Annotated in this window: 21 protein-coding genes and 1 tRNA gene; 10 read left to right on the top strand and 12 right to left on the bottom strand. The window is 40.8% G+C overall.

What is annotated here, in order from left to right; genetic code table 11:
- Positions 1–33 precede the first annotated feature (33 nt).
- A tRNA-Val gene (locus L1264_RS17115) sits at positions 34–110 on the top strand.
- Between the two features lie 147 nt (positions 111–257).
- Here the strand turns inward: L1264_RS17115 and L1264_RS21520 are convergent.
- From L1264_RS21520 to fucP, 3 genes are all read right to left on the bottom strand, one after another.
- Complete coding sequence (locus tag L1264_RS21520) at positions 258–1043, bottom strand: IclR family transcriptional regulator (protein ID WP_235404280.1); 786 nt, start codon at positions 1041–1043, stop codon at positions 258–260.
- A gap of 110 nt (positions 1044–1153) precedes the next feature.
- Positions 1154–1507 (bottom strand): L-rhamnose mutarotase, encoded by a 354-nt coding sequence (locus tag L1264_RS17105; RefSeq protein ID WP_199526564.1) that lies wholly within the window; start codon positions 1505–1507, stop codon positions 1154–1156.
- Position 1508: 1 nt separating this feature from the next.
- Positions 1509–2924 (bottom strand): L-fucose:H+ symporter permease, encoded by a 1416-nt coding sequence (gene fucP / locus L1264_RS17100; RefSeq protein ID WP_235404278.1) that lies wholly within the window; start codon positions 2922–2924, stop codon positions 1509–1511.
- A 317-nt stretch (positions 2925–3241) separates the two neighbouring features.
- Here fucP and L1264_RS17095 point away from each other — a divergent pair, with 317 nt between their 5' ends.
- Genes L1264_RS17095 through L1264_RS17065 form a run of 7 tightly spaced genes read left to right on the top strand, consistent with a single transcriptional unit; the run spans position 3242 to position 9494 of the window.
- Positions 3242–3541, top strand: coding sequence for a UxaA family hydrolase (locus L1264_RS17095; protein ID WP_135924360.1), 300 nt, complete (start codon positions 3242–3244; stop codon positions 3539–3541).
- A 1-nt stretch (position 3542) separates the two neighbouring features.
- Positions 3543–4727, top strand: coding sequence for a UxaA family hydrolase (locus L1264_RS17090; protein WP_199526566.1), 1185 nt, complete (start codon positions 3543–3545; stop codon positions 4725–4727).
- 20 nt (positions 4728–4747) lie between these two features.
- Entirely contained in the window at positions 4748–5896 is a 1149-nt protein-coding gene (locus L1264_RS17085) for an alpha-hydroxy acid oxidase (protein WP_199526567.1), read from the top strand.
- A gap of 23 nt (positions 5897–5919) precedes the next feature.
- Positions 5920–6951: an aldo/keto reductase gene (locus tag L1264_RS17080; protein ID WP_199526568.1), complete on the top strand. Its 1032-nt coding sequence runs from the start codon at positions 5920–5922 to the stop codon at positions 6949–6951.
- 11 nt (positions 6952–6962) lie between these two features.
- Positions 6963–7820 (top strand): amidohydrolase family protein, encoded by an 858-nt coding sequence (locus L1264_RS17075; protein ID WP_199526569.1) that lies wholly within the window; start codon positions 6963–6965, stop codon positions 7818–7820.
- Between the two features lie 22 nt (positions 7821–7842).
- Complete coding sequence (locus tag L1264_RS17070) at positions 7843–8619, top strand: SDR family NAD(P)-dependent oxidoreductase (protein WP_199526570.1); 777 nt, start codon at positions 7843–7845, stop codon at positions 8617–8619.
- A 20-nt stretch (positions 8620–8639) separates the two neighbouring features.
- Positions 8640–9494, top strand: a complete 855-nt coding sequence (locus L1264_RS17065; protein WP_199526571.1) for a fumarylacetoacetate hydrolase family protein — start codon at positions 8640–8642, stop codon at positions 9492–9494.
- 117 nt (positions 9495–9611) lie between these two features.
- On the opposite strand, the gene L1264_RS17060 is transcribed toward L1264_RS17065, so the two are convergent.
- Complete coding sequence (locus L1264_RS17060; protein ID WP_199526572.1) at positions 9612–9926, bottom strand: DMT family transporter; 315 nt, start codon at positions 9924–9926, stop codon at positions 9612–9614.
- 231 nt (positions 9927–10157) lie between these two features.
- On the opposite strand from L1264_RS17060, the gene L1264_RS17055 reads away from it, so the two are divergent.
- Positions 10158–11066, top strand: coding sequence for a substrate-binding periplasmic protein (locus tag L1264_RS17055; protein ID WP_199526573.1), 909 nt, complete (start codon positions 10158–10160; stop codon positions 11064–11066).
- 40 nt (positions 11067–11106) lie between these two features.
- Here the strand turns inward: L1264_RS17055 and prpF are convergent, their stop codons facing one another.
- The 5 genes from prpF to L1264_RS17030 form a co-directional block, all read right to left on the bottom strand.
- Positions 11107–12276, bottom strand: coding sequence for a 2-methylaconitate cis-trans isomerase PrpF (gene prpF, locus L1264_RS17050; RefSeq protein ID WP_199526574.1), 1170 nt, complete (start codon positions 12274–12276; stop codon positions 11107–11109).
- A 3-nt stretch (positions 12277–12279) separates the two neighbouring features.
- Positions 12280–14871 carry a Fe/S-dependent 2-methylisocitrate dehydratase AcnD gene (gene acnD, locus L1264_RS17045; RefSeq protein ID WP_199526575.1) on the bottom strand — a complete coding sequence of 864 codons (2592 nt, stop codon included), beginning with the start codon at positions 14869–14871 and terminating at the stop codon, positions 12280–12282.
- A 117-nt stretch (positions 14872–14988) separates the two neighbouring features.
- Entirely contained in the window at positions 14989–16113 is a 1125-nt protein-coding gene (prpC, locus tag L1264_RS17040; protein ID WP_135924349.1) for a bifunctional 2-methylcitrate synthase/citrate synthase, read from the bottom strand.
- 24 nt (positions 16114–16137) lie between these two features.
- Positions 16138–17013 carry a methylisocitrate lyase gene (prpB, locus tag L1264_RS17035; RefSeq protein WP_135924348.1) on the bottom strand — a complete coding sequence of 292 codons (876 nt, stop codon included), beginning with the start codon at positions 17011–17013 and terminating at the stop codon, positions 16138–16140.
- Between the two features lie 83 nt (positions 17014–17096).
- Positions 17097–17801, bottom strand: coding sequence for a GntR family transcriptional regulator (locus L1264_RS17030; protein WP_054554723.1), 705 nt, complete (start codon positions 17799–17801; stop codon positions 17097–17099).
- 281 nt (positions 17802–18082) lie between these two features.
- Between L1264_RS17030 and rsmF the strand changes: the two genes are divergently transcribed.
- The gene (gene rsmF, locus L1264_RS17025) at positions 18083–19522 is read left to right on the top strand and encodes a 16S rRNA (cytosine(1407)-C(5))-methyltransferase RsmF (protein ID WP_199526577.1); all 1440 of its coding nucleotides are present in this window, start codon (positions 18083–18085) and stop codon (positions 19520–19522) included.
- A gap of 255 nt (positions 19523–19777) precedes the next feature.
- On the opposite strand, the gene L1264_RS17020 is transcribed toward rsmF, so the two are convergent.
- Genes L1264_RS17020 through L1264_RS17010 form a run of 3 tightly spaced genes read right to left on the bottom strand, consistent with a single transcriptional unit; the run spans position 19778 to position 22753 of the window.
- The gene (locus L1264_RS17020; protein WP_235404282.1) at positions 19778–21598 is read right to left on the bottom strand and encodes an alkaline phosphatase D family protein; all 1821 of its coding nucleotides are present in this window, start codon (positions 21596–21598) and stop codon (positions 19778–19780) included.
- A gap of 35 nt (positions 21599–21633) precedes the next feature.
- Positions 21634–22413 carry a TatD family hydrolase gene (locus L1264_RS17015; RefSeq protein ID WP_235404277.1) on the bottom strand — a complete coding sequence of 260 codons (780 nt, stop codon included), beginning with the start codon at positions 22411–22413 and terminating at the stop codon, positions 21634–21636.
- A gap of 13 nt (positions 22414–22426) precedes the next feature.
- Positions 22427–22753, bottom strand: coding sequence for a PilZ domain-containing protein (locus L1264_RS17010; protein WP_054554720.1), 327 nt, complete (start codon positions 22751–22753; stop codon positions 22427–22429).
- Positions 22754–22761 lie beyond the last annotated feature (8 nt).

Below are 22761 nucleotides of genomic sequence, written 5' to 3'. Positions count from 1 at the left end.
CGGTTGTACCACTCTTGATTTTGACACTTCTGTACGACCGTAGCTCAGTTGGTTAGAGCACTACCTTGACATGGTAGGGGTCGGTGGTTCGAATCCACTCGGTCGTACCAATTCTAAATTTACTAATTTACTAATTTACAATATCTCAAAGCTCAGCTAGTTAGCGCACTACCACTCTTGATGGCCCGATCCAAAGCTCGGTGGTTCGAATCCACTCAGTCGTACCAATTCTAAATATTCTAATTTGATAATTGGGATCACTCATACCCTAATAGCTTCGACAACTCTAAAGCTGTTACCTGCATATTTTCGTGGATCATTGCCATATCAGTTGTATGAGAGCCGTCAGTGAAATCAATAAATGGCACAACTAATGCCGCTGCGATTTGACCTGTTGCATCAAACACTGGATAACCAATATCATTTACTCCATGAGCTTGCGCACTAATTACACTCTCATAACCCTGACTTTTAACGCGATTGATTATATCCTCGAGTTGTTCAGAATTTGCTTGTGGGTGGTCACTTGGCACACGACTTAGCATTAAATCACGCTTTTCTAGTTCAGAAAACGCCAACAATAAATGCCCTGAACAGGTATTTACTAAGGGTGCTTCAGCGCCAAGTCTAACGCTAAAGATACGCGCCGAAGGTGAATCTTGCTGCACTACAACATGACCTTTACCTTCGTAGTAGATCACTAAATGGCAAGATTGCTCTATGGTATAAGATAATCTGTGCATCAAAGGATTAGCTAGCGATGTTAAACGCTTAATAGGTGGAAACCGATTGGCTAGCCCAAAAAGCTTTAAGGTTAATCTATGCCTATCACTTCCCGCTGGCGTTTCAATATAGCCACGTTGCTCTAATACCGCCAACATTCTAAACAACTCGCCGACCGAACGATCGAGTCGTGCTGTGATATCCGTGATATTGAGACCGTCTACTTCACTTGACAGCAATTCAAGCAAATCCAATCCTTTTTCAAGCGCAGGAGCTGAATACACTTTTTTCCGTGATTTAGAATCCGTTTCTTTTTCCACTGATATTCACCTTAATATAACTCACTAGTTTTTTGAGACTAGCTATAAAATTTCCTCAGATTACAAAAGTATACATTAGTTTCATTTATGAGAAAAAGCGCCATACCCATTTAATAAGCTGCTATTTGTTCATCCAGTGAAAAAATCCGCTCAACAAGCTTCCACTTAGCAGATTTACTGGATGACGTATCAACCTTTTGAAACTTTTCCATTAATGCTTCCCATTCTTGAACTTTACTATTTTGAGCATCGAATCTGGCTTTGTGTTCAAAACTAAAGTCATCGCAGGTATCAAGTATCATAATTAATTGTGTGCCTAGCCTATGAATCGCCATGTTCGTTATACCCACTTCTTTGATTGCCGCTACAACTTCAGGCCATACATTTCCCGGGGCATGGTATTTCTCATATTCGGCTATTAAATCATCGTTGTTTTCTAGCTCTAATGTTAAGCAATATTGCATTTCATTTCTCCACTGATGTTTTATGGATATAGTTAACGCGATAAGCAAAAACAGCTATCACCATAAAACTAATTAAAGGTAGTAAAAAAGAGGTTTGTACTGCACTTAGTGACTTTATCAGTGGCCCTGCATCAATCATCTGCCCTTGTAGAGGTGGCATTAGCGCTCCTCCGACAATCGCCATCACCAATCCTGAGGATGCGATACTTGCATCGGCTTTTAAACCGCCTAAACTGATACCATAAATTGTTGGGAACATTAAAGACATACACCCCGAAACAGCAATAAGACAATACAATCCGAGCATGCCCCCGGTAAAAATGACAGCAAACGTCAAACTCGCTGCAGCAATTGCAAAGATCATCAGCAGTAATGCGGCGTTAACCCAATTAAGTAAAAACGTACAAATAAAGCGACTGGCCAGAAAAACACACATAGCAACAATGTTGTAATTCTGCGCTTCAGAAGCGGTTAAGCCTACTTCAGTCATCCCGTAATGGATAATAAAAGTCCAGCACATAATTTGTGCACCAACATAAAAAACTTGAGCAATCACACCTTCAACATAGCGCTTATTTTTAATAAGTTTTACAAAAACCTCCTTCGCGCTATTGTCACTTTGATTTACTTTACCAGCCTGTGTATTAGGCAAGTGATAAAATAAATAGATAAAAAATAAGACAATAACAATCATCGCAATTACCACATAAGGGTCGCGTATTGTCGCCAAATCAGCTGCCTGCATCGCCATATGATTAAATGGTTCTTCTTTTGAAAAGGTATAAAGTGCTTCGGTAAGCTTTTCATCAACAACTGCGGGGAGCCAATGTGCATATTCTGGATGTTGTAATTTTTCTTCAGCTCTAAACTGTTCTATTTCAAGCTTATTTAGAATCATAGTTGAAGCAACAAACATGCCCATCAACGAACCAACAGGGTTGAATGCTTGCGCTAAATTTAACCGCTTTGTGGCTGTCCGCTCATCTCCCATTGATAAAATATAAGGATTTGCAGTTGTCGCTAAGAGTGCCAATCCACAGGTTAAAATACACAAAGAAGCCAAAAAATAATTAAATTCCATGTAATAACTGGCAGGAATAAATAGTAATGCACCCAGTGCATATAGCCCAAGTCCAAGTAGTATCCCAGATTTATACGAATAGCGCCGAATATACAATGCGGCAGGAATAGCCATCACTCCATACCCTAAGTAAAAAGCAAATTGCACAAGAGAACTCTGTGCATTTGAAATTAGAAAAATATCTTTGAACGCTTTTACCAGCGGGTTGGTAATGTCATTTGCAAAGCCCCAAAGAGGAAAAAGTGCTGCAACCAGAATAAAAGGTATCAGCATATCCGTTGCGATTAATGGTGCAGTTTCCCCTCCCTCTTTTGTACCTAATTGATATGTGTTCATTGTTAATTACGCTCTTAGTTAGATGCTGTTAATACGAACTGCTTAGTACAGTTCATGTTTAAAAGATTGCACGATAAATTCATATATACAATTAAATTTCATATAAGAAAAATATTATTTTAAATATGTCTATAAAAAACAATTGTTTATTTACTATTTTTTTAAAGGTTCCTGGCTTTAGCAACAAATGACAGTGGCTAGAGACAAAAGAAAGATGTTGACTTGTTTAATTATTACAAATATTTTAAATATGAAAAAACAATTCATATTTAAAATAATTTGCTAGTGTACCAACAAACTTTAATTGTGAGGATTGAATGTCTGGAAATAAATTTGTGTTACTGCATGAACAAGACAACGTCATTGTTTGTTGTCAGGCTGCATACCTTGGTGAAGCGATCACCATTGCAAATGATGAGCTAACGCTAAATACAGATGTCACTGTTGGTCATAAAGTTGCCTGCCGTGCAATTCAAAAAGGCGAACAAATTTTAAAATACGGTGTGCCTATCGGATCTGCCACTGACGATATTGAAAAAGGACAGCATGTGCACCTTCACAATATGAAGAGTGACTATATAGCAAGCCACACTAGGCACTCAGTTAGTGGAGATTAATATGCAGGGCTATTTAAGAAGTAATGGTAAAAAAGGTATTCGTAACACTGTGGTTGTAGCCTACTTAGTTGAATGTGCACACCATGTGGCAAGAACAATCGTTAATAAGTCAAATAACCAAGACATCCAACTTATTGGCTTTCCTGGCTGCTATCCAAACAATTATGCACTTTCTATGATGACTAAACTGTGTACCCACCCTAATGTTGGCGGTGTGTTACTCGTTTCTTTGGGATGTGAAGGGTTCAACCGTGAACACTTAAGTGAAGCTATCAGTCAGTCTGGTCGACCCGTTAGTACGCTTGTTATTCAAAATAACGGCGGAACAAAAAACACCATTGATAAAGGGGTTCAAGAAGCTGCGGCTATGCTAGAACAAATTTCTTCATGCCCTGTTGTTGATATGACGCTTGATGAATTAGTTATTGGCACAATCTGTGGTGGTTCAGATGGCACCAGTGGTATCAGCGCAAACCCTGCAGTTGGTAAGTGTTTCGACCGTTTAATTACGCAAAATGCAACCTGCATTTTTGAAGAAACCGGCGAACTTGTGGGCTGCGAGCAAATAATGGCGCAAAGGGCCGAATCGAAAGACCTTGCAGACAAGCTTGTATCTTGTGTCATAAAAGCTGAGAAATATTACACAAAAATGGGCTATGGCAGCTTTGCTCCAGGTAATGCAGAGGGTGGCTTAACAACACAAGAAGAAAAATCAATGGGAGCTTATGCTAAGTCAGGTGGCTCGTTAATTAATGGCATTATTAAACCGGGTGAAGAGCCCCACAAAAAAGGCTTATTCTTGATGGATGTAGTCCCTGATGGTGACCCTAAATTTGGATTTCCAAACATTTCTGATAATCAAGAAATCATCGAAATGATTGCATCAGGTGCCCACATCACATTATTTACAACCGGTCGTGGCTCCGTTGTTGGTTCAGCTATTTCGCCAGTAATTAAAATCTGCGCAAACCCTGAAACATACAAAAACTTAAGTGATGACATGGATATAAATGCTGGAAGTATTATCGAAGGTCAGAAAACGGTAGAGCAAGTGGGAGATGAAATCTTTGATCTTATTGTCCGCATTGCAAGTGGTGAACAAAGTAAATCTGAACAAATGGGACATCAGGAATTTTTGTTAACTTATAAAACATTCGACAGCATAGGACCTGCTTGCTTGAATTAATGTGAGCAGAGGACATCATCATGAATAATTACTTTAATCATAAATACCCTGATATAGCGGACCTCAAGAAAAAAGCCAAACAACGCATACCACGCTTTGCATTTGACTACCTTGAAGGTGGCTGTATGGAAGAGCGAAGTGTTCAGCGAAATCGAGACGAGATCAATGCTGTACAATTGCGTAGTACATTATTAAAGCCCTTTTCTGGCAGCGATCAATCCGTTGAACTATTTGGCCACACCTACTCAGCTCCTTTTGGAATTGCACCCGTTGGTTTGCAAGGCCTAATGTGGCCAAAAGCGCCTGAGATACTGGCTAAAGCTGCCGCTGAAAAAAACATCCCTTATGTATTAAGTACTGTTTCGTCATCTAGCCTTGAGCGTATTGCAGAAGTGTCTGAGGGTCATGCTTGGTTCCAATTATACAACCCAACAGATGAGAGCATTCGTAAAGATCTATTAAGTCGCATAAAAGCAGCACACTACCCTGTATTGGTTGTCACAGTTGATGTGCCAACATTTGGCTATCGCCCAAGAGATATCCGCAATGGTTTGGCGATGCCACCTAAAATGACACTTTCAAACATCATGCAAATGCTAAGTAGACCCCGTTGGTTTTACGAAACAGCGCTTGCCGGCAAGCCTGAAATGCAAACCCTAAAACCCTATATGCCTAAAGACATGCCAACCGATGAACTTGCAGCATTTATGAATAAAACGGTTATGGGCCGTGTAGATATTGAGGGACTAAAGCCTATACGAGATATGTGGCAAGGGCCATTAGTAATAAAAGGATTAATTAGTGAACAAGATGTGAAATCGGCTATAGAACTTGGCGCTGATGCTGTCGTAATTTCTAATCATGGTGGTCGACAACTTGATGCAGGTGAATCACCAGTAAAACCACTACAAACTATCGCATCTAAGTATTCAAAAGACATGAAGATATTTATGGATAGCGGTTTACGAAGCGGCACTAATATTGTGAGTGCCCTAGCAAGTGGAGCAGATTTTACTTTTCTGGGTAGACCTTTTGTATATGGCGTTGGCGCATTAGGTGATAAAGGAGGCATTCATACCATTAATGCATTGATGATGCAGGTAACGCAGATAATGAACCAATTAGGCTGTGAAAAAGTAACGGACTTACCTAGCTTCCTAGTTAAATAGCTGAACAATATGGTAGGAGTATTATGAAAAACGTTTTCAACACTCGTCAACTTGGTAACACAAACCTAAATATATCAACGTTAGGTTTTGGGGCTGCGTCTATGGGTAATTTATATCAACCAGTCAGTGATGAAGAAGCTAAAAACACTTTATCATCGGCTATTGATATAGGTATCAACTATTTTGATACAGCTCCGCGTTATGGTGCAGGACTAAGTGAACGTCGAGTGGGAGATGCACTAAGGGAACTTCCAAAACAGGATTATATATTATCCACAAAAGTTGGAAGACTCATTAAACCAGACGCGAAAGCGGATGTAACGCAGCTTCGCCATGGTTTTGCTACTCCGATGCCTTTTGATGCTCAATATGACTACAGCTACGATGGCATTATGCGCTCATTTGAGGATAGTCAGCAACGTTTAGGGCTCGCTGAAATTGATATTCTTCTGGTTCATGATCTTGGCAGAGATACTCATGGAGATAGAGATTCATTTTATTTTATGCAGTTCGAGCAAGGTGGTTATAGAGCACTTGATGAACTTAAAAGTAGCGGACAAATCAAAGCGATTGGTTTAGGTGTAAACGAAGTAGAAATTTGTCAGCGAGCCATGAATATTGGCCAGTTTGATTGTTTTTTATTAGCCGGCCGATACTCATTACTTGAACAAGAACCAGTCAACGAGTTTCTTCCTCAATGCATTACAAATGGTACGTCGATAATTCTCGGCGGTCCTTACAACTCGGGCATATTAGCAACTGGCGTTCGCACTAACAAAACGCCCTTTTATAACTACAACCCTGCCCCTAAAGAAGTAATTTTAAAAGTAGATAAAATTGAGCAAATTTGTATAGACCATAATGTCACTCTCGCAGCTGCTGCACTGCAATTTCCGCTTGCACACCAGGCAGTTGCATCGGTTATTCCAGGCCTTGGCAATGCAAAGCGAGTTGCAAAAACTGTACAGCTATTTAATGAAGTGATCCCTTGTGCATTTTGGCAAGATTTAAAATCTGAACAGTTACTTGCTGAAAATGCCCCAGTACCGATGTAATGAGCGTAATTATGAAATCAACATCTAGCTCAATAATAGAAAAAGTAGATAGCCATCAACACTTTTGGCAATTAAGCCGAGGAGACTATAACTGGCTAACTTCTGACTTTACTTGTCTCTATAAAGATCATTTGCCTGAATTACTAGCTCCAGCATTAGAGTTATATGGCATAACGAGCACAATTGTGGTTCAAGCTGCAGATTCAATAGATGAGACATACTTCTTGCTCGAGCTAGCTCAAAAAACTGATTTCATAGCAGGTGTCGTCGGTTGGGTTGATTTTCAAGCCAACGATGTCATTTCTCATTTAGCGTCATTAAGTAAAAATCCCTATTTCAAAGGTATTCGTCCAATGTTGCAAGATATTGACGACCCTGACTGGATACTCAATGACGATTTTGCTGCTATTTTTGACTTTTTAGCAAACAACAGCCTTACATTTGATGCACTCATACTTGATATACATCTTGAGCAGATAATATCAATTGCAAAGCGCTATCCACAATTAAATATTGTAGTTAACCACCTTGCTAAACCTGACTTAACAAAACCTATGTCAACGAAATGGCAACACCAGTTAACCTGCTTGGCAGAGTTAGAAAATGTTTCTATTAAGTTTTCAGGACTAATGACACAAGCTGCAACAGATTGTGTTGATGTTGCTATTTATCGTCAATATTTTCAGCTCATTTATCAATTGTTTGGTCCGAAAAGAATTCTTTGGGGAAGTGATTGGCCTGTTGTCAACATGAATGGCAGTTATGATTTGTGGCATGACATTAGTCAGGCATTGATCAATGAATTGCCTAAAGCAGAACGGCAGTTGATATGGTCAGAAAATGCGCGAAATTTTTATAAGTTACTCTAATCACACCTTTTAAGGACACATTATGAATCAGCAAAGCTCAAAAAAAATAGCCTTAGTAACAGGAGGTGGTAGCGGAATAGGTCGAAGTATCTGTTTACGTTTAGCGAAACGGAATATGCATATTCTTGTTGTTGATTTAAATATCGATGCTGCAAATACAGTGATGCAAGAAATAAATGAAAACGGTGGATCTGCACAAGCATTTGCAGTGGATGTAGCGAACCATCAACAAGTTGCAGAGTTGTTTGCAACTATAAAAAAACACTATGCCATTGATATTCTGATAAACAATGCAGGTATAGCCCACATTGGCAATATCGAAAATACCACAGAGTCAGACTTAGACAGACTCTACAACATCAATGTTAAAGGTGTTTATAACTGTATACATGCAGCCATTGCAAGCATGAAAGAAAAACAGAGCGGCGTCATCATTAACCTAGCATCTGTTGCTTCATCCGTAGGAATTGCCGATAGGTTTGCCTATTCAATGACTAAAGGTGCCGTTTTAACCATGACCTACTCTGTAGCAAAAGATTATTTATCATACGGTATTCGTTGTAACTGTATTGCCCCTGGTCGTGTTCATACCCCTTTTGTTGATAACTTTTTAGCACAAAGCTACCCAGATAATCAGGCTGAGATGTTTGAAAAGCTCTCAAAAAGCCAACCTATTGGTCGCATGGGTAAACCTGAAGAAATCGCAGGACTTGTTGATTACTTATGCTCAGACGACGCTGCATTTATAACAGGCAGTAATTTCCCGATTGATGGCGGTTTCGTCACACTTAATAATTAACTGAAGTAAAGAGAATCATTATGAAACTACTCAGATATGGCCCTGAAGGCCAAGAAAAACCCGGTATTATAGATGGTGACGGTAAAATTCGTTGCTTAAGTGGCATTATTAATGATGTTAATGGAGCCGCTCTTTCAGTTGAGAGCCTAGAAAAAATAAAAAGCTTAGACCTTACATCACTGCCTATTGTAGATGAGTCAGTAAGAATCGGCGCATGCGTTGCTAACGTTGGTAAGTTCATTTGCATTGGTTTGAACTACGCAGATCATGCTGCAGAATCTGGCATGGCAATCCCAAAGGAGCCTGAAGTATTCAGTAAAGCCACCAGCGCCATCAGTGGACCTAACGATAATATTATCAAACCTAAAAACAGCGAAAAATTAGACTGGGAAGTTGAACTTGCCATCGTCATTGGTAAGCACGCCTCCTATGTCAATGTTGAAAATGCCAATGACTACATAGCTGGTTATTGTGTTTGTAATGATGTATCTGAGCGTAACTTTCAACTAGAGCGTGGCTGCCAATGGGATAAGGGTAAAGGCTGTGACACATTTGGTCCACTTGGTCCTTGGCTAGTAACCAAAGATGAGATTGCTGATCCACTTAATTTAGATATGTGGTTAAAAGTAAACGATACCCAATTCCAAAATGGTAATACTAAAACCATGGTATTTGATCCTGCGTTTATTGTTAGCTATCTCAGCCAATTTATGAGCCTACAACCAGGCGATGTTATCTCTACAGGCACTCCACCGGGAGTTGGTTTAGGGCAAACTCCGCCAATTTATTTGAACGATGGTGATGTTGTAACCCTAGGCATTGAAGGCTTAGGTGTACAACAGCAACGGGTCGTTGATTATAAGAAATTACACTAAGTAATAAATCCCAAATTACATTTGATCAGGACCAAAATCCGATAGAGCGACAGCCTATCGGATTTTTATTTAATACCAATCCGAAATATTACTTAATTATTTTCAGAGATAAAAAATCTAACTGGCTAATTTCAAACCAATAATTCCAAGGGCAATCAGCAGTAAGCTGGCTATTTTTAATAGACTCACGCCTTCTGCTAGTAGCGTCATACCTAGTATTGCAGACCCAATTACACCAATACCTACCCAAACGGCATAAGCCAAACTAAGTGGTAATGATTTAAGCGTCACACTTAAGCAATAAAAGCTCGCAGCCATAGTTAAAATTGTAAAGAATGAAATGAGTGGTTTAGTAAAACCGTTTGATTGTTTTAGGCCATAAGCCCAAGCGACTTCAAGTAAGCCGGCAGTAATAAGTAAGATCCAATTCATGGTCGACCTCTTTATGGGGTCGTCCCCGAATTAAAATCACAACTTTAAGGTCGTCCTTAAAGCGGTGTAACACTTCGCCACACCCGACGAAATCTACTATGTTGCGAATACCCTGTCAACGATATGAATTAGATTTAAGCCACAGCTTAGAGGTATATTGTTCAAGTGATTAGGTTGTATATTTACAGCAAAAGACTAAGCTATATGTAAATAACAAAACTTAAATACTATATGAAACTGTTTGCAGCGTTATTTTTATTTTTTTCATATCAAGCTATTGCTAACCTTACTCCTGTTACTTATGAAATGGATGGCGAATTTATTACAGAGCAAGCGGTACGCTTTAATGGCGGGTACGGTTATAACCTAGATGCCAAACACGTTCTAAAGCTCGTTACCCTCGATTGGCCCCCTTATATAGACGAAAACTTATGTAATAAAGGTTGGCTTTTCCAATTTACGGTCAGTGCTCTTCTTGAAAAAGGCTACGGCGTTCATATTAGTTTTTACCCTTGGGCTCGTGCAGTTAGAGAAGCTGAATTAGGCCGAGCCGATATTCTCTTTCCTGAGTACTTCATTGAAAGTAATGTGATTTCTGATAACTTTTTAGATAAAACCCGTAACGATTTACTCGCTTTAAGTCATGCAATCCCGGGAGGAGATCTATCTTTCGTGGCGTTAAAAGGAAACCAAATCCCTTTCAATGGAGACTTAAACTCAGTAAAAGACCTGCCTATTGGAGTCGTACGCTCATATAAAAACACCAAAGAATTAGATGCCATGATCGATAACAAAGAAATCGATACAATCGTGGCAAATAATGAGTATCAATTAATACACCTCTTATTAAGTAATCGTGTAAGCCTGATTGTGGCAGATCTTGAAGTGTTAAAAGCCAGCGTTCATAAATCTGAGTTATCAATTAAGGGTAAACGACAAATATTAGAATCACTGGTCGCACTAGAACCAAAACTTGAATACAAAGCACTTTATTACTCTGTCAGTAAATCAACACCGCATTGGCAAAAAGTTTTACAAGATTTGAATGATGAAATAGAGATGATGCAACAAAGCGGCAAGTTTGATGAGTTTATTGAAGGCATGAAACAACAGTGCTACGGATTAGAAAAAGCGGCGTAACCGCCGCTTTATTTTGAGCATATCAGTACGCTATAGATTACTACTCGGGCACTCTAACCCAGCCTTCCATTAACACACGAGCACTCCGGCTCATACTTGCTTTTGTGACTTGCCATTTATCATCAACAAGCGTTGCAGCGGCACCCACTTTTAAAGTACCAGAAGGATGACCAAAGTTTACCTCCTGACGCTCGCCACCGCCTGCAGCAAGGTTAACCAAGGTGCCAGGAATAGCAGCTGCAGTACCAATAGCAACCGCAGCTGTGCCCATCATCGCATGGTGTAATTTACCCATCGACATAGCACGTACCACTAAATCAATATCAGTATCACTAACAACTTTACCGCTTGACGCATGATAAGTTTTAGCTGGTGCAACCCAAGCTACTTTTGGCGTATGTTGACGTGCTTTTGCTTCATCAATATGAGAAATTAGCCCCATTTTCAATGCTCCGTAAGCACGAATAGTTTCTAATTTTTCAAGCGCAGATACATCACCGTTAATGGCTTCTTGCAGCTCTGTACCATCATAGCCAACTTCACTGGCGTTAATGAAAACCGTTGGAATACCCGCATTGATCATGGTCGCAGACAACATACCAATGCCTGGCACGTCTAGTTCATCGACTAAGTTACCTGTTGGGAATAATGCCCCTTCGCCATCTGCAGGGTCCATAAATTCAAGTTTCACTTCAGCGGCAGGGAATGTCACACCATCAAGCTCAAAATCACCAGTTTCTTGTACTTCACCATTTGTAATTGGCACATGCACTATGATGGTTTTACTAATATTGACTTGCCATACTTTAACTTCGACAACGCCGTTTTCTGGAATTTTGTTGGCATCAACAAGGCCGTTCGACACAGCAAAGGCCCCGACTGCTGAAGTTAAATTGCCGCAATTACCACTCCAATCAACAAACGCTTTATCGATAGCCACTTGACCAAACAGATAATCGACATCGTGATCAGCTTTAGCGCTTTTCGATAAAATCACCGTTTTACTGGTGCTTGACGTTGCGCCGCCCATGCCATCAGTTTGTTTTTGATAAGGATCGGGGCTGCCAATTACACGCAATAACAGGTTATCGCGCGCCTCACCTGCCACTTGGGCAGGCTCAGGTAAATCAGTTAAGTTAAAGAACACCCCTTTACTGGTGCCGCCACGCATATAGGTCGCTGGCACCTTAATTTGTGGTTTAAACGCCATTACTTAGTGCTCCTCAGATTCTAAGAAATCTTGCGCGAAACGTTGTAGTACACCACCAGCTGAATAAATTGACACTTCTTCAGCGGTATCTAAACGACACGTCATTGGTACTTCAACGGTTTCACCATTGGCACGGGTGATCACTAAGGTCAGGGTTGCACCTGGTGTTGGCTCACCTTTCACACTAAAGGTTTCACTGCCATCAATACCTAATGTAGTTCGCGTAGTGCCAGCTTTAAATTCTAGCGGTAGTACACCCATACCAATTAAGTTAGTGCGGTGAATACGCTCAAAGCCTTCCGCTGCAATCACTTCAACACCTGCAAGGCGTACACCTTTTGCAGCCCAGTCACGTGATGAGCCTTGACCATAATCGGCACCTGCCACAATGATAAGCGGTTGTTTACGCTGCATGTAGGTTTCGATTGCTTCCCACATACGTGTCACTTTGCCTTCTGGTTCAATACGAGCGTATGAACCTTGCTTCACTTCACCATTTTCTTTAACCATTTCATTCAATAACTTAGGGTTAGCGAATGTTGCACGCTGTGCAGTTAAATGGTCGCCTCGGTGAGTTGCATACGAGTTAAAATCTTCTTCTGGGAGGCCCATTTTAGCTAAGTACTCGCCAGCTGCACTTGACGCTAAAATCGCATTTGAAGGCGATAAGTGGTCAGTGGTGATGTTGTCACCCAGTACCGCTAATGCACGCATATTACTAAGCGAACGTTCACCCGCTAATGCACCTTCCCAATAAGGAGGACGGCGAATATAAGTACTTTGTGGACGCCATTGGTAAAGCGGATCGTTGTCTTCACCGTAATCAACACTTAAATCAAACATTGGCTCGTAAACCTTTTTAAATTGTTCAGGTTTAACACTTTGTTTGATCACTGCATCAATTTCTTCATCTGATGGCCATAAATCCATTAAGCGAATTTCGTTGCCTTGTTGATCGTACCCTAATACATCTTTTTCGATATCAAAGCGAATAGTACCAGCAATGGCATAAGCAACAACCAGTGGTGGTGAAGCTAAGAATGCTTGTTTAGCATAAGGGTGAATACGGCCATCAAAATTACGGTTACCCGAAAGTACAGCTGTTGCATATAAGTCACGGTCAATCACTTCTTGCTGAATCTTTGGATCAAGCGCACCACTCATGCCATTACAGGTCGTACATGCAAAGCCAACGATACCAAAGCCAAGTTGCTCGAGTTCAGGTAATAAATTTGCTTCTTCTAAGTAAGATTTAACCGCTTTAGAACCCGGTGCCAGTGATGTTTTAACCCATGGCTTACGGGTTAACCCTTTAGCGTTAGCATTGCGCGCAAGTAAACCAGCGGCAATTACATTGCGTGGGTTACTGGTATTAGTACAACTTGTGATTGCTGCAATGATACAGGCGCCATCTGGCATTAAGCCTTCTTCATTTTCAACGATGCCAGTGATACCCGCTTTATCAAGGTCCTTTGTTGCAACACGGCGATGTGGATTCGATGGGCCCGCAATATTGCGACCAACTGATGACAGATCAAAGGTTAACACACGCTCATATTCTGCCGTTTTAAGGCTATCGCTCCAAAGACCGGTTTCTTTTGCGTAAGTTTCGACTAGTTTAACCTGCTCTTCTTCGCGACCTGTTAAGCGTAGGTAATCAAGTGTGTTGTCATCAATGTAGAACATCGCAGCTGTTGCGCCAAACTCTGGCGTCATATTAGAAATAGTTGCTCTGTCACCTAGGGTAAGTGCATCGGCACCTTCACCATAAAATTCAAGGTAGGTCGACACAACTTTTTCATTGCGTAAAAACTCGGTGATCGCTAATACGATATCAGTTGCAGTAATACCCGGTTGTGGTTTGCCTGTTAGCTCAACCCCAACAATGTCAGGTAAACGCATGTAAGACGCTCGGCCAAGCATCACGCTTTCAGCTTCAAGACCACCCACGCCTACAGCAATAACACCTAATGCATCGACCATAGGTGTATGGCTATCAGTACCAACTAGTGTATCTGGGAATGCCACGCCATCGCGGTTTTGGATCACCGGTGACATTTTCTCTAAATTGATTTGATGCATAATGCCGTTACCCGGCGGGATCACATCAATATTTTTAAATGCTGTTTTCGTCCAATTGATAAAATGAAAACGGTCATCATTACGACGATCTTCAATAGCACGGTTTTTTTCAAAAGCATCCGGTTCAAAACCTGCGTGTTCAACCGCTAATGAGTGGTCAACAATTAACTGTGTTGGTACCACAGGGTTCACTTTTGCAGGATCGCCGCCTTTTGCAGCAATAGCATCACGCAGACCTGCTAAATCAACTAACGCTGTTTGACCTAAGATATCGTGACACACAACTCGCGCAGGAAACCATGGAAAATCTAAATCACGCTTACGGTCAATCAATTGCGACAGTGCATCATTTAGCATTTCAGGTTCACAGCGACGAACTAAGTTTTCGGCAAGTACTCGCGATGTGTAAGGAAGTGTGGCATAGCTGCCCGGTTTAATTGCATCAACAGCAGCGCGAGTATCAAAGTAATCTACTCCTGTGCCTGCTAATGGTTTTCTAAAATTTGTATTCATGATGATTCTACTTGTACTTGGTGACGGTGAACAAAGGAAGGCTGATTGTTTTTGTATTTATTTCGCCCCTTCATAAAGGGGCAGCTAAGCTACCCCTATCACTGATTTAATTAACGATTAACGCTCAGAAATTGGCGTATAGCTGCGCGCTTCTGGGCCCGTATAATCTGCACTTGGTCGAATAATACGGTTGTTAGCACGTTGCTCTTTCACGTGTGCTGTCCAACCTGTAACTCGGCTCATCACGAAAATTGGCGTGAATAACTTAGTTGGAATACCCATGAAGTGATACGCAGATGCATGGAAGAAATCAGCATTACAGAATAATTTCTTTTCACGCCACATAACTTCTTCACAGCGAACAGACACTGGATAAAGAACATCGTCACCCACTTCTGCAGCCAGTTTTTCTGACCATTTTTTGATGATCACGTTACGTGGATCTGATTCGCGGTAGATAGCGTGACCAAAGCCCATGATCTTGTCTTTACGCTCAAGCATACCCATCAGTGCATCTTCAGCTTGATCTGGGCTTGTGAAGCCTTCAATCATATCCATAGCGGCTTCGTTTGCACCGCCATGCAGTGGACCACGTAAGCTACCGATAGCACCCGTTACACAAGAATGAATATCCGACAATGTCGATGCACACACACGCGCAGTGAATGTCGATGCATTAAACTCATGCTCAGCATAAAGAATTAAAGACACATTCATTACTTGCTCAAACAGTGCTGATGGTGCTTTGTCATGTAATAAACGTAAAAAGTGTGCACCTACCGAATCATCATCAGTTTCAGTGTCGATACGAACGCCGTCATGACTAAAACGATACCAGTAACAAATAATGCTTGGGAATACGGCAACTAGGCGGTCAATCGCATCATTCGCTTGTGAGAAATCTTGCTCCATTTCTAGGTTACCTAGCATAGAACAACCGGTGCGCATTACATCCATTGGGTGTGCGTCTTTAGGGATGTTTTCAAGCACTGTTTTTAGTGCTTCAGGTAAACCACGTAGTGATTTTAGCTTTGCTTTATATTCAGTAAGCTCAGATTCTGTTGGTAATTCACCACGCGACAGTAAAAAAGACACTTCTTCAAACTGCGCTTTATCTGCTAATTCACTAATATCATAACCACAATAAGTTAAACCTGAACCTGACTTACCTACTGTACACAGTGCTGTTTCACCTGCTACTTGACCACGTAAACCTGCGCCGCCTAATGCTTTATCTACCATGAGTGTTCTCCTTATATGTTGTCGTTATGATTTTTTAGCTGAGAAAAGGTTATCGAGTGTGTTTTCATATGAGTGGTAATCTAAAAACTCATATAATTCTGCACGTGTTTGCATGTTGTCTAATTGGCTTTGTTGTGAGCCTTCGTTAAGAATAGACGAATACACATTAAGCGCTGCTTTGTTCATGGCTCTAAATGCACTTAATGGATAAAGTACAATTTCAACACCAACTTCGCTTAACTGCTCTTTTGTATAGAGCGGTGTTTGACCAAATTCAGTGATATTCGCAAGAATTGGCACATTTAACGCTTTAGCAAACGCTTGGTAATCTGCTAAATCATGTACAGCTTCTGCAAAGATAGCGTCTGCGCCCGCTTCAACGCATGCTGCAGCGCGATCAATCGCTGCATTTAAGCCTTCTTTTTGGAATGCGTCAGTACGCGCCATGATGTAAAAATCACTGTCAGTTTTGGCATCAACCGCAGCTTTAATTCGGTCAACCATTTCATCTTTAGACACGATTTCTTTATTAGGACGGTGACCACAACGTTTTTGTGCTACTTGGTCTTCAATATGAAAGCCCGCAGCACCCGCTTTGGTCATTTCTTTAACGGTACGAGCAATATTAAATGCACCACCCCAACCTGTGTCAGCATCTACAAGAAGCGGTAAGTCGGTAGCGCTGGTAATTCGACGAATATCTTCAAGTACGTTATCTAGGCTAGTCATACCTAAATCTGGCATGCCGTATGACGCGTTAGCAACACCCGCACCTGAGAGGTAAAGTGCTTGGTGACCTGTTTTTTCTGCCATCATTGCGCAGTACGCATTGACTGTGCCAACCACTTGCAATGGCTTGTTGTTGGCAATTGCCTGTTTGAACTTTAATCCTGCTGACATTGGATAACTCCTATCTTTGAACGGTTTCAGCTCTTTGGCTGACTCTATTTTTAAATCTAAATTGTGACTGTTTAACTACGGCGCTACTGATTTTTTGCTGCGAGTAAGTCAAACTTAGTCTGAATATTTGCCTGAGACGCGCTGATATGGCGTTTCATAAGCATTTCGGCTAATTCACCGTCATGGTTTTCAATGGCATTAATAATAGCCAAGTGTTCATCAAATGCTTTTGATACACGTGGCCCAACCATACCCATTTGTACACGGTACATACGAATTAACTGGTACAACTCATTGCATAAAAGATGAATTAAATGTGCGTTTTTCGACCCTTTTATAATGCGATAATGAAAATCAAGGTCGCCCGCTTCTTGGTAGTATGATTCACCTTCTTTTACACGCTGTGTTTGTAAGTGCTGGTTCAATAACTGCTTTAAACCCTGCACTTCTTCAGGTTCCATGTTGTCGGCAGCTAACCGACAAGCGAGCCCCTCAAGGGCACTACGTACCTGATAGACTTCGATTAAACGCTCAGCGGTCAGTGCGACTACACGGCAACCAACATTGGCTTTACGCTCGACCAAATAACAGCTCTCTAAACGATTTAGCGCCTCGCGAAGGGTGGCACGGCTTACACCATAGCGTTTAGCAAGTTCTGGCTCAGAAATTTTGCTACCCTGCTCAATGGTGCCTTGTACAATTTCACGACGCATGTCGACAAACACTTGGTCTGATGCCGTTGTTATCGTGATATCGTTGTAGTTATCGTTGGCTTTTTGCTCTGTCATAAATAGGTCTATTTAAGTACTAAATTAAGATTGTCGACAATTTGTGAGTTCACTATGCGCCCTATCATCGAATCTGTCAACCTTGCGATCGGAAAAATAGACTAAAAAACCAGCAAAATGTCGACATAAAATGATATTTATCAAAAATAATGACTATAAAATACATTTATATCGGCAATTTGTCGACACTTTAATATCGCTCGTAAAAAGCTAAAAATATCCCCTGACAGCGCTATAAATGGTATGATCCGCCTATTATTACGTGACGTGAGAGCCATTTAGTGGACGCTAATACATATATTCCAGATTCATTTATTGATGATGTAAAAAGCTACCTTCCTGAACATTTATCATTAGACGACTTTATTGCAGCTTGTCGTCGCCCACTTAGACGCTCAGTTCGCGTAAATACATTAAAAATGTCAGTCTCAGAATTTCAGCGTCAATGCGCCAATAAAGGATGGGAGTTAACAGCAATTCCATGGTGCGAAGAAGGATTCTGGTTAACACGTCCAAGTGAGGAAGAAGAAGCCCTTGCAATCGGTAATACCGATTTACACTTAAGTGGCGCTATGTATGTACAAGAAGCCAGCTCAATGCTGCCGCCGGTTGCACTGAGAGCCGAGGTTGAGCAAGGCAATACGGTATTAGATATGGCATCGGCACCAGGTTCAAAAACATCACAAATCGCTGCCATGATGGATAATAGTGGCGTGTTAGTTGCCAATGAATTGTCATCGTCTCGCTTAAAAGTATTGGCAGCAACCCTCAAACGTATGGGTGTTGGTAACTGTGCGTTATCACATTTTGATGGTGTGATCTTTGGAGATTACATGTATGAGTGCTTCGACAGTATTTTGCTAGACGCCCCGTGCTCAGGTGAAGGCACGGTTCGTAAAGATGCAGACGCCCTAAAGAATTGGTCAATCGAATCTAATATTGATATTGCTGCTGTGCAAAAAGCACTCATCAAAAGTGCCTTTTACGCCCTAAAACCCGGCGGCACATTAGTTTATTCGACCTGTACTTTAACACCCCTTGAAAACCAACAAGTGTGCGAATATCTATTAGCTGAGTTCCCTGATTGCATCGAAGTACAATCACTCGATAGCCTGTTCGATGGCGCAGATAAAGCGACAACCAGCGAAGGTTATTTGCACGTTTGGCCGCAAACTTACGATAGTGAAGGTTTCTTCATCGCTAAATTTAAGAAAATAGCGTCAAGCGATAACCCCAATCAAAAAGTTAAGAAAGGCGCATTTCCGTTTGCTGAGTTTGATAAAAAGCAAAGCCAAGCGTTTATGCAAACAATTAAAAAACAGTTCGGTCTAAAATCACTTAAAGGCACCTTAATGCAGCGTGATAAAGAGCTTTGGTTGTTTCCTGATGGCTTTGATGAACTGCAAGATAAAATTAAATACTCACGTTTAGGTATTCAACTTGGTGTAATTCACAAAGGTGGGGTTCGCTTAGCGCATGAATTTGCCACCGTATTTGGCCAAGATTGCGATAAAAATACCTTTGAGATGTCTGCTTGCCAAGCAAACGATTACTTTAACGGTAAAGATATTCGGCTCGAAAAACCAACTCAAGATAATGGTGAAGTAGTGTTAATGTTATGTGGCTGTCCGGTAGGCCTTGGTAAGTGGCAAAAGAATAAAATTAAGAACTCATTACCACGTGATTTAGTACAAAATGCCCAGTTGATAACTTGGGTATAAGTTGCGCATAAGGCTTGTATAAAGTAGGCACCTTTTTAGGTAAAAAGCCGTAACAGGCTGATTTTAAACTAGTATAAAATTTGTACATTTACCGTGCAATTTCCTGCTAATTAACTACACTTAAAAGTACTTTCTACTTCTCCCTACTGAATTTAGAAGGTGTTTTTTTATAGTTAGCGCAGGCTCGCACGAGCCACCCCTAAGCCCAGAACAATGCGGATTCGTTCTGGGCGTTTTTTTATTCTGAGTATTCGATTAATGTGTGTTTAAATCGAATTCTGTAATTTGGTTGTCAGCATGAATTAGTTCATATTTTGCGAGCAAACCATCATTGAGCTCTATCAAACTGATAGCTGCATTACTAACCAAATACTTTTGCCCTTCACCCATGGTTTGGTGTTTATCAACTTCCATCTGCCAACGTTTAGTAAAAAAGTTAAGTGGGCTTTTTGGGGCATATAAAATCGAATCTAGCTTATCGAGTACATTAATGAGCTTGCGAGGAAACTCATTTTTAATACCACTGGCGGTTAACTGCCAAATGCGGTTTTTATGTTTGCCAAAGCGTTTTTGCACTGAAAAACAAAATGAATAATGTACATCACCAGAGAGTATCAAGGTTTCTTTTGGTGTATCTTCACGGCGGAAAGTATCAAGTAGCTTTTTAGCGGAACCTTCGTGGGCCATCCAGTTTTCAACATCAACTAGCAAAGGTTGCCCACAAAAATTAAAAATAGCTTGGATTGCTTCAATTGATTTAACACCAAACACCGGTGCTGGAGATACAATAATCACTTTATCGTGAGACAATAAGCTTTCTTCTAATTCCGTTAGCCTTTCCCAATCAAGTAGGCCAGATGGTTCATTGAAGTTTTGTTCATTACGCCAGCGATGGGTTCGGGTATCGAGCACCACAACTTTGGGTATGGTATTAAGCTCATAATGCCAATGGTTAAAATTAAGTATTAGCTTATCAAAGTCTTTAAAATGCCAACTCTGCTTCTTTAAACTCTGCTTAAAACTTGGCAATAAAGACAACGAGTTAGCGCCCGCATCATTACCAATTCCTTGCATTAACCAATAACTAATCAGGCCATTATTTACTATGCGTCGGCTAGCTGGGTGCTGATAAATAGCCTGCTCCCATCCTGCGGTTAAGTTCCAATCATCGGTGACATCATGATCATCAAACATCATCAATGTCGATACATTGGCAAATAATCTTTCGACACTACCAAGGCCTTTTGCGAAACCAAGTAAAGCGTCTTTTTCAAGTTTGAATAAATTAGCGTATTTAGGAGCTAATGCTGGGCATTCAATTGTTTCAAACTCGATTAACTGCCAAGTAACAGCGCTAAAGTTTAGTAAATAAAGCGCTATAAATTCTTGAAAATAAATTAAGTGGTTTTCAGCTTTTAAACTTGAGAAGTGCGGCTCATCTTTTTTGAGCCAATAACCAACACCGAATTTACTGCGTTTTTGCCAAGGCACTTTAGGTAAGTGTAAATGGCGCTTATAAAGTTGTTGTTCAAGCCCTGCTGGTAAATCTAAATCAAGTTCGGGCTCTACAAACACACCAAATAAACTAATCACTTTTTCAATCGCGAGCAGCATAGGCCCTGCGACATCATCCGCATATATTTGATCGCCAGATAACAATAATAAGTCAGCACCTGCATTAAGAGATTGACGCTGGTCATTTTGCCATTTGTCAGCAGCAACGAGACTATCTTTTGCTGGGTGATGAGGGTTACGACAGGAACCATGAAGAATCCTATCGAGCCTATTGGGGATCACAAATGCAGGAGATTCAGCTCGCTCGTAGCAATAAGACGACAGATCAATGCTTTTATCTTCATCATGTAACGAATAATAGATCAGTGAATCTACTGTAAACTGGCCACTGACTGGCATGACATTGATGAAATTTAAGTAAAGATGTTGCCCTAATTGAATTGACTCTAAGTTAGAGTAAGTATCAACACCTTTAAACTCAATTCGGTATTGGCAAGGCACAGTTGTAACAAATTGAAAGCACACTCGCCCTGCATCTGCTCGGCGTACCATTGGCCCCATTACTAACTGAGGTAAATTAGATACGCCTTGCACCACTACGCCCTTTTAGCTTGATTGAACAACGAGTAAAAGTTGTTAGTTGTTGCTTCGGCTAACTCGTTAAAAGTAAGCCCTTTTAACTCAGCGATGTAATAAGCTACATCTTCAACGTAGGCTGGTTGATTTGTTTTACCACGATAAGGAACAGGCGCTAAATAGGGTGAGTCTGTTTCAATTAATAAGCGATCAAGCGGGATTTGCTTTACAACATCTTTTAGCTCAACGGCATTTTTAAACGTAACGATACCCGAAATCGAGATATAAAAGCCCATATCAATGGCTTTTTTGGCCATTTCCCAGTTTTCTGTAAAGCAGTGTAGTACACCACCACAATTCTCTGCATTATGCGCACGCATTAGATTAATGGTGTCTACTCTGGCATCACGAGTATGAATAATTAGCGGCTTATTGAGCTCATTAGCAACCTCGATATGACCAACAAAACTTTCTTGCTGAACTATGTGGGTGTCTTTTGAGTAATAGTAATCTAGACCGGTTTCACCTATCGCAACCACTTTATCGTGGCTAGCAAGTGAAATAAGTTTTTGCTTATCGAGCGCGTCTTTTTGATCAAGTGGGTGAACGCCGCATGATGCAGAAACATCTGGATAGTGTTTGATTTTATCCAGCATCGTTGGGAATTGATCTAAAGTGACACTCACGCACAAGAAATGTTCAACTTTCTTTGCGCGAGCATTTTCAAGTACTTGGTCTAAATTAAGGTCGAGTTTATCGAAATCGAGCCTGTCTAAATGGCAATGAGAATCTACAATCATGGTACTACTTTTATTACATGGTATAGGTCGGATTGCCAGAGTTTAACATAGTACCCAAAAGTTTTTCGATCTTCGCATTCAAATTCGTTTTGTCATCAATAAAATTCACACCGATACCCGGTGGATTTGAACTTTGAGCACCTTGCGGGGTGATCCAAGCAACTTTACCTGTCACTACATCGTCTTCCAATGCATCAGGTAAAGTAACTTTTAATGCAAGTGAATGGCCCATTTCAAAACGCATATTAGTGCGAACAAATAAACCACCATTTTTTAAGTACGGCATGTAACAGCGATATAATTCTTCTAAGTCTTCAATATCTACTAATAATTCTTGCACGATGTATC

This window comes from Pseudoalteromonas sp. APAL1 (assembly GCF_021532475.1).
Lineage (GTDB): Bacteria > Pseudomonadota > Gammaproteobacteria > Enterobacterales > Alteromonadaceae > Pseudoalteromonas > Pseudoalteromonas lipolytica_C.
Note: the sequence above shows the minus strand (reverse complement) of the source record. Positions and strands in the feature narration are given on the sequence as shown.

Excerpts from the sequence above, each read along its gene's own strand:
- L1264_RS17070 (WP_199526570.1), top strand. The coding sequence starts at position 7,843 with ATGAATCAGCAAAGCTCAAAAAAAATAGCCTTAGTAACAGGAGGTGGT.
- L1264_RS17075 (WP_199526569.1), top strand. The coding sequence starts at position 6,963 with ATGAAATCAACATCTAGCTCAATAATAGAAAAAGTAGATAGCCATCAA.
- L1264_RS17060 (WP_199526572.1), bottom strand. The coding sequence starts at position 9,926 with ATGAATTGGATCTTACTTATTACTGCCGGCTTACTTGAAGTCGCTTGG.
- L1264_RS17055 (WP_199526573.1), top strand. The coding sequence starts at position 10,158 with ATGAAACTGTTTGCAGCGTTATTTTTATTTTTTTCATATCAAGCTATT.
- prpF (WP_199526574.1), bottom strand. The coding sequence starts at position 12,276 with ATGGCGTTTAAACCACAAATTAAGGTGCCAGCGACCTATATGCGTGGC.
- L1264_RS17085 (WP_199526567.1), top strand. The coding sequence starts at position 4,748 with ATGAATAATTACTTTAATCATAAATACCCTGATATAGCGGACCTCAAG.
- L1264_RS17080 (WP_199526568.1), top strand. The coding sequence starts at position 5,920 with ATGAAAAACGTTTTCAACACTCGTCAACTTGGTAACACAAACCTAAAT.
- L1264_RS17030 (WP_054554723.1), bottom strand. The coding sequence starts at position 17,801 with ATGACAGAGCAAAAAGCCAACGATAACTACAACGATATCACGATAACA.
- L1264_RS17095 (WP_135924360.1), top strand. The coding sequence starts at position 3,242 with ATGTCTGGAAATAAATTTGTGTTACTGCATGAACAAGACAACGTCATT.
- fucP (WP_235404278.1), bottom strand. The coding sequence starts at position 2,924 with ATGAACACATATCAATTAGGTACAAAAGAGGGAGGGGAAACTGCACCA.
- L1264_RS17020 (WP_235404282.1), bottom strand. The coding sequence starts at position 21,598 with ATGGGGCCAATGGTACGCCGAGCAGATGCAGGGCGAGTGTGCTTTCAA.
- L1264_RS17090 (WP_199526566.1), top strand. The coding sequence starts at position 3,543 with ATGCAGGGCTATTTAAGAAGTAATGGTAAAAAAGGTATTCGTAACACT.
- L1264_RS17065 (WP_199526571.1), top strand. The coding sequence starts at position 8,640 with ATGAAACTACTCAGATATGGCCCTGAAGGCCAAGAAAAACCCGGTATT.
- prpC (WP_135924349.1), bottom strand. The coding sequence starts at position 16,113 with ATGGTAGATAAAGCATTAGGCGGCGCAGGTTTACGTGGTCAAGTAGCA.
- L1264_RS17015 (WP_235404277.1), bottom strand. The coding sequence starts at position 22,413 with ATGATTGTAGATTCTCATTGCCATTTAGACAGGCTCGATTTCGATAAA.
- acnD (WP_199526575.1), bottom strand. The coding sequence starts at position 14,871 with ATGAATACAAATTTTAGAAAACCATTAGCAGGCACAGGAGTAGATTAC.
- prpB (WP_135924348.1), bottom strand. The coding sequence starts at position 17,013 with ATGTCAGCAGGATTAAAGTTCAAACAGGCAATTGCCAACAACAAGCCA.
- L1264_RS17105 (WP_199526564.1), bottom strand. The coding sequence starts at position 1,507 with ATGCAATATTGCTTAACATTAGAGCTAGAAAACAACGATGATTTAATA.